The sequence below is a fragment of the Abyssisolibacter fermentans genome (assembly GCF_001559865.1).
Lineage (GTDB): Bacteria > Bacillota > Clostridia > Tissierellales > MCWD3 > Abyssisolibacter > Abyssisolibacter fermentans.
Window position 1 is genome coordinate 24,310 of record NZ_LOHE01000033.1, and the last position, 11,456, is coordinate 35,765.

Sequence of the window (11,456 nt, forward strand, 5' to 3'; positions counted from 1 at the left end):
TTGCTAGTTAAATAATATTAAATCACATTATTTAGCTAAGCTAAAACACCACTTTAGGTAGTTAGAATAAATTTTAAAAATCGACAAAAAAGTCTTTATTATTTAGTTTAAAGAAGACTTTGTTTAAAATCTATATAAGGAAATTATATTAAACCTTAATTATTCATATTAACATTAATTTATTTATATAATATTTAATTCTCTATGAATAATCTAGTTGATAAAATATTAATTTCATATAGATTATAAATAAAAAGGGGGTTTATAAAATGTCTATATCTTTCAGAAAGGAAATAAAAGATTTAGTAGCTTACAAACCAGGAAAACCTATAGAAGATGTTAAAAGAGAATATGGTTTAACTGATGTCATTAAATTGGCTTCTAATGAAAACCCACTTGGAGCTTCTCCAAAGGTTAAAGAAGCACTAAAAAAAGTCATGGATGAATTTGCTTTATATCCTGATGGTAATTGTACAGAACTAAAAAATGCAATAAGCAAAAAATTTAATGTTCAGCCTACACAAGTTTTACCAAGTGCTGGTTCTGATGAAATGGTTGATATGATAGCCAAAACATTTGTAAATCATGGTGATGAAATTATTATGGCTGACATAACATTTCCTAGATATATAGCTACAACTAAAATGATGGGTGGAATCCCAGTAATTGTTCCTCTTAAAAATTGGACTTATGACCTTGATGGTATTTTAGAAAAAATAACACCTAAAACAAAAATTATATGGCTTTGTAATCCAAATAATCCAACTGGTACAATGGTTACCGAAAATGAAATATTAAACTTTTTAAAAAAAGTACCTAGTAATGTCATTGTTATATACGATGAAGCATACAACGAATATGTAACAAGAGATGATTATCCAAAAAATAGTGTAAATCTTTTAAAAGACTACTCCAATTTAATAATTCTAAAAACATTTTCTAAAATGTATGGATTAGCTTCTTTAAGAGTTGGTTATACTATTTCATCAGAAGAAATTATAGCTAATATTAATAAAATAAGATGTCCATTTGACGTTAATAGATTTGCTCAAGCTGCTGCATTAGCTGCCTTACAAGATGAAGATTTTGTGAAAAAATGCTATGAACTTAATAAACAAGGTAAAGAATATTTATATTCTGAATTTGACAAAATGGGCTTTGAATACCCAAAATCAGAAACTAATCATATCTTTGTTAATGTTGAGCAAGACGCTCAACAAGTATTCTTAGAGCTACAAAAGCGCGGCATGATCATTAGACCTATGATGGGAACTTGGATAAGAGTTTCTATAGGAACTATGGAACAAAATAAGCTATTTATAGAAAAATTAAAAGAAGTGTTAAAAAAATAAATTCTTTATTAATATTTATATACATAACGAAAATAATATATATTTTTAAATCTTATAATTTCGTATGTATTATAAAAATAAAGAGCACATTAGGCTCTTTATTTTTATTTTAAGGTGAAATCAAAAATCTTTAATATTTGCAAATGGTTACTCTTGCTACTAAGTTAGCAGGAGTTTTATTTTAAATAATATGAATTTAGAGCTACTGTTTTGTTTGTTAGAGCATCATATTTTACAAATTCCTTTGGTATGCCCCAAAAAAAAGCTGACTCTTCTAAATTATTATTTGCTTTTTCATATTCAACAGTTTCATCTATTTTAATATCCATACCATAAAACAATGCTTCCTTTTGAAGCATATTATCAATAACCATCTCATTATTATTTTTTCTACAATTATGTAATATTGGTATTATAAATAACATAACTATAGAAAAACAAACAATGACTGCAACTTCTATTTTTTTTATCATTTTACCATCTCCTAGTATGTATAATACTGCTAAGTAAGTAAAGCTTCATCATATGCACTAATTAATTGTTACTAACTATTATTCTTATAAAAATTGCATATAACTATATTACCAAAACTAAACCTTATTTATATATTTAGCAAAATAATAGCTTGAAGCTATTAACAGTCTTTTTTCAAACATAAAGATTATAACTCCAAGCTAATATATAGTCAATACTTTTTTCAAATAAAGTAATATAATAATTACTCCTCTACTAATTGAGTAGAATCTATTACAAACTTTTCTATTTTATTTTCCTCAATTAATTTATCTAAAACGCTATTGATAAGTTTTACTAAATCATCATTTCCCTTATTTATAGCTATTGCTGACCCACTATCTCCTGTCTGTAATTCTACCGTTGACAAACAAAGAGACGGATTTTTTTGAATATAAGATTTTGCTACTGGTTCTTCTACTATTACTGCATCTACTTTATTATTTAATAGTTCCATAATTAAGTTTGATATTTTACCTAGAGCTTTTATATTTTTTTCCTCTGCAATATCTTTAGCCATACCTTCCTGTGTACTACCTTTTTGAACAGCTATTGTCTTCCCTTTTAAATCTTCTGTTGTTTTTATTTTATCAAAATTTTCTTTGTTAATAACAACAGACTGTTTTGCTATATAATATACTTTAGTGAAATCAACATTCTTTTTTCTTTCCTCTGTTGGGTTCATTCCAGCTATAACAATATCGATTTTATTAGACATTAAAGCTCCTAGAAGTCCACCAAAATCCATGTCTTTTATTTCTAATTCCACTCCAAGTTCATCAGCAATTACTTTTGCTATCTCGATGTCAAAGCCAATAATTTCATCTTTTCCATTTATTTCTTTATGGAACTCATATGGAGGATATGCAGCGCTAGTACCTATTACTATCTTACCTTTTTCTTTTATTTCATCAATCTTTGAAATGTCTTTTTCGTTACTACAAGCTACAAAGCTTAAAACTAATGTGAATATTAAAAATAGAACTGTCAATTTTTTTATATTTTTCATTTTCATCTCTCCTTATTATACTATTATTATCTTTTTAATTTTATTTATCTAACTCATTAAATCACTAAATTTGTTTTATTCCTCCTTTCTTAAAATAATCTAAATTAGAATAAAAGCATTCTTATTATTTGTATATAAGAAAAATCGCCTCCTAATTAAGAGACGATTTTACACGCGTTACCACTCTTGTTAAGACATATTTGATAATGGGAGTAAGCAACTTATACTAAATGAAACTCCTACTCGCTTCGCTCCTAGCAGTAAGTGACTCACACCAAATCATAGATTTGGGTTCGCTACATAAAAAATTCGTCTCTTAAAAGAGACGAATTTATCCGCGTTACCACTCTCGTTAAAGCTATCTTGCATGCCTTCACTCTTTATTTTAACGGTTTTTACCGTATTTCTCTACTCACATAAGTTTTTGAGAAATCTCTTCATGGGCTCTCTTCAATACAATTATGTAACTAGACTCACACCAAACTCTAGCTCGCTTTTACAGTCACTATATTTACTCTCCCAATCATTAGATTTATTGTTTAATTAAATTTATGATATATATTGATACTAATTATAATAACTTTTACTCTATTAGTCAATAAATTTATCTAAACTAATTTACTTTTGTAATTTTTACAAAATACTATTCTCCTGTACTTCCTAATCCACCTTTTCTCTCTTCCAAAGAATTACCATTATCAGCAGGTAAAAACTGAATAAAGATCGCTTGAGCAATTCTTTCTCCTTCTTCTATAGTTACTTCTTCTTTTGAAATATTTATAAGACATATTCCAATGTTACCATCATTAGATGGATTATTATAGTAATCTTGATCTATTATACCAGTACCATTAGCTAATACTAACCCCTTTTTTATTCCTATTGAACTTCTTACATAAATATTTAATACTTCACCTTCTAGCATATATGCTTTTATATCAGTCCAAACAACGAATTTTTCTCCATGTTTTAAAGTAAATGTTTCAGTGCTATAAAAATCATAACCTGCTGATGTTTTGCTTCCTCTTTTCGGTATATTTATGCTCTTGTCTAAATGTTTTCTATGTTTATCTGCAACAACCTCAAATCCTCTATTTTTCATTTATTATCCCTTTCTTTCTGCTTAATTTATCTTATTGGACAAACTCCACTTTCACAACCTTCATTTCCTATATCAAACTCTACTTCATATTTCTCATATTTTCTTATTAATGATGGTATGAATGGTTTCATCTCATTTACTCTTTTATTATATTCTTCTTCAGTTATCGCTTCATATGGTAAAAGCTTATAGAAACTATCATCTAATGGTAAGAAAGATACTGCTACTACATCGTCCCAGTTATTCCACAACCATTCTTCTACAGCTACCCATTCATTATCTCTTACATGAATTGTAATTGAGCAGTTATGATTTACATAGTTTTGCATAAATAATTTATAGTTTTCTAATTGTTCAATCGCTGAAACATCGTACTTTGTCCTTCCATTTGGCGCTTTTACTGGAAACTCAACTACTTTAGTAGAACAATCTTCTATTGTTTGACCTACTTCTGGGTATACTGGCCAATTAAGTTCTTCACAAACCTTCACTAATGGATCAGAACTACTTATTCTGACTCTTCTAACATAGTATGGAGAATGCGAATAATGTACCCCGCTTGATACAGTTGGAAGTTGACTTAATGTACCCTCTGGTTTGATTGTCGTAACTAATAGTGGTACATTTCCATCTAATTCGTCAGCATATAATTTTGCCTGTTCATTTGCAACATCTCTTAAAAGTTTTAAAACTTCTGCTTCTTTTTCTTTTGACATCTTAGTTGCATTAACCATGTCCTGCCATCCTGTTAACGAACAGCCTAATAGTTTATCTCTTTGTTGTATACTATTCCATTTAGGAATTTCTAGCTCTACGCATGTCATTCTATATCCTGCTCTAACTGAAAGCTTTTGAGCTTCTAATAAACCATCTAGATCCAATGTATTATCATCTTTAACATATACAAAAACATTTACAGTTGTTAAATTACACACTCCTTTTGAATCTAGTAGAATTTCACCACAAGGATTTACACCATTCATATTAGTTCTACGCTTTGCGCCTGCTACTTCGTTAACAAATCCAGGTTCTCCTGAATATCTCATTCTTTCAAGCATCCAATGTAATTTTTCACGTGTTGGTTTTTTAGTATAATAAATTGAGTTATTACTCATCTGTCTATGAGCAATTTCATTATCTATTATCCATTTTCCATCTATTTGTTTATACAAATTAGATTTAGCTTCAATGCATTCTTCATCATCAGAATCCATTAATACTATTTCAGCTGTTCTCCTAACACCGCCAACTACAACATTTTCGCCAATAATATTAGCTACGTCCATACAGTCTATAGGTTTTAATTCTACTCTATTGCTATCTTCGATTAAACCTCTCTTCTTTATAACTTTATCAATTTTAGTAAACATATTTTTTAAGCTCGAGTGACCACTTGCAGTACCTCCAAAAGTCTTTAATCTTTCACCCTTTGGTCTAACGTGATTATAATTTACAACTATAGTTTTTATATTTCTGTATTCATTGCTATAAAGCATTTTAAAGAAAAAATCTAATGATTGAACCCATCCCTCTTTACTATCACCAATAGTTATTTTAACTGAATTATTAAAATAAAATTGTAAGCTTGTACTATCTTCTCTTTCATTCATATTAACAGGTGAGTAGTCCATGTGTATTAATTCGTAATCTGTTCTTACTTTTGGCAATTTTTCAATATCATTTTTTAAAACTCTAACTCCTACTCCTGAACCAACCATTAATAAATAGAATAAATCTCTAAAAGATTCAAACTCTTCTATGACCTGAAAAGCACAGTTATAATTAGCCATTGGATAATTTTGAGCTACTTTAGTATTTCCAACCCAAAAAGTTCTTCCTGATAAAAATTGTCTTAAATTATATATGTTGTCATAAAGTTTTTCAGCTTCTTCTCTTGTAGTATGAACTAGACTACAGTTATATTCAACTGCTCTTCTAACAGTTTCCCACCAGTATTCTCTTCTTTTTTGATCAGGTAACCATCTTGAATAGGTCCTATAATATACAAAACTACCTAATTGTTTCATAGGTGACGCTTTGTGTTTGTATTTGCTTATAAATTCATCAGATAATAATCTGTCTTCTTTTTTCTTAATAGCATTTCTCAATTTATTCTGTTCTTCTCTATATATTATGTACCTCTTAGCTACATCCTTTCTAGAGCTCTCCATTAAAAGTTCTTCTACAATATCTTGTATCTCCTCTACATTTATTACATCTTTATTATTAATGCTGCTACTAATTCTATTCGTAATTTGTTTGCTAAGATTATTATCTACTCCTAGCTTTGTTTCTGTCATAGCTTTTTCTATAGCGTTAATAATCTTGAAATCATGAAAATCAACTAAATTACCATTTCTTTTTATCACTTTGACCATTCAAAACCCTCCATCACTCAAAAGAAATTAAAAACAAAATCTAAAATTTAAATAATCTTAACTTAGATTCTGCTAAAATACATAACGGAAAATATATGTATACATAATTTCAGTGGTTTACAAGTTCCTATGTATTATAGAAACAAGTCATTCTAATATAATAATATTAACCTTAACTTATGATTTATTACAATATATTGTGTTCCATATTATTATTGCACCAATATATTGTATCACCATGTCAATTAGATGTCAAAAATAAATTTCTATATATATTAAAAATACTAGCATTAATAAAGCAGAATAAGCATAAATCTATGCCTTACTCCGCTTTTATATATTACATCATTTATTAGAATTTTAATACTATTGTTCTAGATTTTTAAAAGCATTAACAGTATATCTATTGCTGGCATTCCAGAAAATCCACTCATTTAATCCTGCATCTTTTGTAGCTTTTATTTGAGCCTGAATTTGCGGCTCTTTATATGGAATCCAATTACTCCCATAGTCTTTTTTTAGCCAAGTAGCTGAAAAATCTTGTAACCAAGGTCTTAATATCGCTTTTCTTGAATTATCAGACTTATCAATTCTATCTTTAGCTCTTTTCATAGCATTATAAACTATTGTATACGGCTGAGAATCTGGATATTTAGCCCCATAAGAACCCATTGCATAATGAGATGGATAAACCATTGGACATAATATATCTGTAGCTCCTGCAAGCATCTCCAAATTTTGTCCTATCCCTGAATCATTCTTGTTATTAATTATGTCACCAAAAATATCTGCTGAAACATATACTCCTAAAGGTTCTAGTTCTTCTCTTGCTTTTTTTAAAAATCCAGATATAGCATCAGCTTTTGTCATACTTTGTTCTGCTTGTCCATAACTAATACTACCTTTATTCCCCCCTGTTGGGAATCTTACATAATCAAATTGAATTTCATTAAAGCCATTCAAAGCAGCATCAGCAGCAATACTTATCGGATATTCCCATGCTTGCTCATTAAATGGGTTTAACCACACATTACCCTTATTATCTCTCCACACTCTACCACTCTTCGTTTTTATAGCTAAATCTGGTCTTTTACTGCCCGCATTCGTGTCTTTAAATGTAACTATCCTTGCAATTAGATATACATTATTCTTTTTCAATGTCTCAATTCTGTCGTAGAAATTTCTAACTTTTGTATTTTTATCTAATCCATTTTGCTTAACAAACTCGATATCTGGTTTATATGCAAGTATTCCTAAATCTTCTTTGATATCAATTACCATAGCATTTATTTCTGTATTTTTTACAATACCTAATAATCTATCAAAACTTGCTTTATTTCCCAAGCTATTAGCAGTTACATAAATTCCCCTAACTTCAACTTTTTCTTTATATGCTTCCCAATTCACTTGAGGCTGTTTTAAATAATCATAATCAACAACTGAATTATCTAGATCACTACTTATATTATCTGTTTCACAATGAACAGGGTAACTAAATGTAGTTATTAATAAACTACATATTACAAAAAAACTTGCTAAATTTTTTATACTCTTTTTCATTAAAATGCCACCTCATATGTATTTTTTAAATCAATAATTTCCATCATGTATTCCATCAAAAAAATATTAATTATCTATGTTTTTGTTCTTACAGCTATAAGAAATAAATATTTACAGCAAATATTCATAAAAACCCACTTAGTCTCATTCTTACTCTAAGTAAGCTTTAAATTAGAATTTGCCATTAATTTTGATGCTAAGACCATAACATATTATTCCATGTTATATGGATAATCATAATCGCCCGTTATTATATTTAAAATATCTAACAATGTTTCCTGTGCATACTCTCCTTTTTTATATTTTCTTTTAGCTACAATAATATTTGGTTGATTTCCGCTTAATATAATATCCTCAATCATTCTAGGATGTTCTATAAATCTTCCTAATTCTCTAAAATTCTCATCATACACAATAAAAGTCGGTATTTTTACTTTATCATTATTTTCTCTGACAAAAAAAGCTTCATTACCTTCTCTACCAACTATTGATAAATCTATATTAGTATTATAGGTCCTCATTTTTTCTATTACTGGGACATTTATCATACAATCAGGACACCAGATTTCTGCACATATTAATATATTAATTTTTTTAGTTACACTTTTTATTTTGTCTATTAAAGACTTATTAAATTCAAGTTTTTCATAAATTTGCAACGTTTTTTCTTTGTAAGCATATGTATCTTGATTTACAAAATTACTAAATGATATCCCACTTTTATAAAAATCATAAATATCCATCTTATACCCCCGTTTATATAATCATACAAACACCTTATTATCTATTCTATGCTAATAAGCAATAAGTATTATATAAAAGTCTTTAAATTTTGTTGATACATTAAATTATAATATATATGATAATAAGATACAACTTGTATTTATTTGATGTCACGGCAATCACATGAAATTTGATGTCAATAAAGCTTTTATTCAAAATCTTTTAAAAAAAAAGGCTGCACACTATTTATTATGTAATATCTTTAGGGATGTATCTATTAATTTATATTTTTACACGCATGATAAAAAAACTTATTTTTTAATAAGCCTTTTTTATCCTACATGTAATCTTTTCTTATTTTGAAATTTTTTCAAAGTTAATACTAAATGTAACTTGTAACTCACATTTATTTATAAAATTTTCATATAATACCATAATGATGATAATTAATACAGCTAGGACAATACTACTGCCAATGTACTATTTGTATACTATGTTTTGCAGTAAGTGGATCAATAGTTTCTATGTATTCTACAGGTTTATCGTTAATAGTTTTAAATATTAATTTGTTACCATATTTTTTAATATCCTTTTCGTTATAATACTTACTATCAGCACCAGTTATTCTCCACTTGTTTCCTTCTTTTAATATATAATATTTCTTCTCTATAATTAATGGTCCATCTTTACCAAAATCCTTATCTTCAAATTCTATTTTAGTCTTAGTATAAATAGTTTTTGTATTATCTTTAATATCATATACTTTTGATATTTTAAGCTGAGTTTTACATTCTACTATTTTTGTATATTTTATTTTTTCTCCCATACCATTTTCATATACATCTATATAATATTCCTTATCTATCTCAGGATTAGGAAAAATTCTTTTAAGATGCTTTTTATCAGTATATGTACTGCTATAGATATCTTTGATTTCTTTCATATATTCATCATAACCAATCTCATAGCAACTAAATTTACTGTCTAATATTTCTGTTTTCTCTATTAAGCTTTGAATTTCATTATTTTCATTACTACAACTAATAAACAGTAAAGACAATATCGAAATTACAATAATAAAAACAAGATTTCTTTTAATCATTAAAAACACCCCTTTAAATTTCTACCATTTTTATCAAATAGTTTTTCATTTAATGATAAAAAGTACATTTGCATGAACAAATGTATATAGTATTATAAAAAAATTTCAATATTCTAAAGTATCAGGATAAATAGTCTTTACATATTCTACTGGTTCATTATTAAATGTTGTTAACATCAATTCTTTTCCAAACGCCTTCTTATTAGCACTTCTTAATTTGTTGGTATGTTGCATTTTTTCATGTCCTGTTATTTTCCACTTATTTTCCTCTTTTGATATATAATATCTATTCGTTATAATTAGTGGCCCATCTTCACTTAAAGTTTCATCTTCAAATTCTATTTTTGCTATAGTAAAAACATTTTTTATATTCTCGTCAAAATCATATACTTTTGAAATCTTAACTTCAACATTTCTTTCTAATGTTTTTACGAATTTCATTGTTTTTTCTATACCATTTTCATATACATTTATATAATATTCCTTATCTATATCGCCATGCAATCCCATTCTTTTTAGATGCTTTTCTTCAGTATATGTATTACTAAATACATCTTTAATTTTTCTCATATACTCATCATAATCAATCTCATAACCACTAAATTTATTATCTAATACTTCTGCTTTTTCTACTAAGCTTTGAATTTTACTGTTTTCATTATTGCCACAACTAATAACCAATAAAGATAATATTGAAATTACAATAATAAAAATAAGATTTTTTTTAACCACCAACGCCACCCCTTTTATAAAATTAATAACATTTGTTATGCCAGAAGCTACTGCGATGATATTTTTACTATTAATGTTATTATTAATAATTCTAACATATATTTTTTATATTGTTAATATTTCCTTTAAACTTTAAAAAAATCGTAATACCTAAAGAACGTCCAAAAAATACTGGGCGTTTAAGAATGAGTTAAATGCAAGGCACCATTAAAATTTTGAAAATGAGCGTACTTCCCCGTACGTGATTAATTGTGAGAATTTTTAACAATCCCTTTCTTAAAATAAATAAAACAATTAACCAAAAACTACTAGACGCTTTAGAATGAGTAAAATGCAAGGCACCAAAATATTTTAGTGAAAGAGCGTACTTTTGTACGTGATTGAACTAAAAATAATAAGGAAACTCCTACTCACTAACATTCCTAGGAGTAAGTGACTCACACCAAATCACAGATTAGAGTTCTAATTAATGTAACTCACTACTCACTTTCGTTCCTAGGAGTAAGTGACTCACACCAAATCACAGATTAGAGTTCTAATTAATGTAACTCACTACTCACTTTCGTTCCTAGGAGTAAGTGATTCACACCAAATCATAGATTTGGGTTCTAATTAATGTAACTCACTACTCACTTCGTTCCTAGGAGTAAGTGATTCACACCAAATCATAGATTTGGGTTCTCTACTTAACGCATCAGTTAACTTAATCTACAAAAAACATAATGAAACCTCAAAAACTAACTAGGCGTCTTAGAATGAGTGAAATGCAAGGCACCGTTAAAATTTTGAGAATGAGCGTACTTCTGTACGTGATTGATCAAAATTTTAATGGTAACGCCGCAGTTCGCCATTCTAAAACGCCCCAAAAAAAAATAAACTGGCAACGTCCTACTCTCCCAGGCAGTCACCCACCAAGTACCATCAGCGCTAAGAGGCTTAACTTCCGTGTTCGAAATGGGAACGGGTGTGACCCTCTTGCTATAGT

Annotated in this window: 9 protein-coding genes, 1 rRNA gene and 1 other annotated feature; of the genes, 1 reads left to right on the top strand and 9 read right to left on the bottom strand. The window is 28.0% G+C overall.

Annotated features, from left to right (window positions below; genetic code table 11):
* Positions 1 to 269: 269 nt before the first annotated feature.
* Positions 270 to 1,352 carry a histidinol-phosphate transaminase gene (gene hisC, locus AYC61_RS02595; RefSeq protein ID WP_066496509.1) on the top strand — a complete coding sequence of 361 codons (1,083 nt, stop codon included), beginning with the start codon at positions 270 to 272 and terminating at the stop codon, positions 1,350 to 1,352.
* A 176-nt stretch (positions 1,353 to 1,528) separates the two neighbouring features.
* Here the strand turns inward: hisC and AYC61_RS02600 are convergent, their stop codons facing one another.
* The 9 genes from AYC61_RS02600 to rrf all read right to left on the bottom strand — a co-directional run.
* Positions 1,529 to 1,825: a hypothetical protein gene (locus tag AYC61_RS02600; RefSeq protein WP_066496512.1), complete on the bottom strand. Its 297-nt coding sequence runs from the start codon at positions 1,823 to 1,825 to the stop codon at positions 1,529 to 1,531.
* 245 nt (positions 1,826 to 2,070) lie between these two features.
* Positions 2,071 to 2,880, bottom strand: a complete 810-nt coding sequence (locus AYC61_RS02605) for a transporter substrate-binding domain-containing protein (protein ID WP_066496514.1) — start codon at positions 2,878 to 2,880, stop codon at positions 2,071 to 2,073.
* 312 nt (positions 2,881 to 3,192) lie between these two features.
* Positions 3,193 to 3,410 (bottom strand) — a binding site (T-box leader).
* Positions 3,411 to 3,517: 107 nt separating this feature from the next.
* Positions 3,518 to 3,976 (bottom strand): dUTP diphosphatase, encoded by a 459-nt coding sequence (dut, locus tag AYC61_RS02610; protein WP_066496517.1) that lies wholly within the window; start codon positions 3,974 to 3,976, stop codon positions 3,518 to 3,520.
* A gap of 26 nt (positions 3,977 to 4,002) precedes the next feature.
* On the bottom strand, positions 4,003 to 6,354 hold the full coding sequence (gene nrdJ / locus AYC61_RS02615) for a ribonucleoside-triphosphate reductase, adenosylcobalamin-dependent (RefSeq protein WP_066496525.1): 2,352 nt from the start codon (positions 6,352 to 6,354) through the stop codon (positions 4,003 to 4,005).
* A gap of 366 nt (positions 6,355 to 6,720) precedes the next feature.
* Positions 6,721 to 7,914 (bottom strand): putative glycoside hydrolase, encoded by a 1,194-nt coding sequence (locus tag AYC61_RS02620; RefSeq protein WP_066496538.1) that lies wholly within the window; start codon positions 7,912 to 7,914, stop codon positions 6,721 to 6,723.
* A gap of 212 nt (positions 7,915 to 8,126) precedes the next feature.
* Complete coding sequence (locus tag AYC61_RS02625) at positions 8,127 to 8,657, bottom strand: thioredoxin family protein (protein ID WP_066496548.1); 531 nt, start codon at positions 8,655 to 8,657, stop codon at positions 8,127 to 8,129.
* Between the two features lie 446 nt (positions 8,658 to 9,103).
* Complete coding sequence (locus AYC61_RS02630) at positions 9,104 to 9,739, bottom strand: hypothetical protein (RefSeq protein ID WP_066496552.1); 636 nt, start codon at positions 9,737 to 9,739, stop codon at positions 9,104 to 9,106.
* A 105-nt stretch (positions 9,740 to 9,844) separates the two neighbouring features.
* On the bottom strand, positions 9,845 to 10,471 hold the full coding sequence (locus AYC61_RS02635) for a hypothetical protein (RefSeq protein ID WP_066496554.1): 627 nt from the start codon (positions 10,469 to 10,471) through the stop codon (positions 9,845 to 9,847).
* A gap of 875 nt (positions 10,472 to 11,346) precedes the next feature.
* Positions 11,347 to 11,456, bottom strand: a 5S ribosomal RNA gene (rrf, locus tag AYC61_RS02640); the annotation flags it as partial.

What these genes read in the sequence shown, in the direction of transcription:
- hisC (WP_066496509.1), top strand. Translation starts at nt 270, where the DNA reads ATGTCTATATCTTTCAGAAAGGAAATAAAAGATTTAGTAGCTTACAAA.
- AYC61_RS02600 (WP_066496512.1), bottom strand. Translation starts at nt 1,825, where the DNA reads ATGATAAAAAAAATAGAAGTTGCAGTCATTGTTTGTTTTTCTATAGTT.
- AYC61_RS02605 (WP_066496514.1), bottom strand. Translation starts at nt 2,880, where the DNA reads ATGAAAATGAAAAATATAAAAAAATTGACAGTTCTATTTTTAATATTC.
- dut (WP_066496517.1), bottom strand. Translation starts at nt 3,976, where the DNA reads ATGAAAAATAGAGGATTTGAGGTTGTTGCAGATAAACATAGAAAACAT.
- nrdJ (WP_066496525.1), bottom strand. Translation starts at nt 6,354, where the DNA reads ATGGTCAAAGTGATAAAAAGAAATGGTAATTTAGTTGATTTTCATGAT.
- AYC61_RS02620 (WP_066496538.1), bottom strand. Translation starts at nt 7,914, where the DNA reads ATGAAAAAGAGTATAAAAAATTTAGCAAGTTTTTTTGTAATATGTAGT.
- AYC61_RS02625 (WP_066496548.1), bottom strand. Translation starts at nt 8,657, where the DNA reads ATGGATATTTATGATTTTTATAAAAGTGGGATATCATTTAGTAATTTT.
- AYC61_RS02630 (WP_066496552.1), bottom strand. Translation starts at nt 9,739, where the DNA reads ATGATTAAAAGAAATCTTGTTTTTATTATTGTAATTTCGATATTGTCT.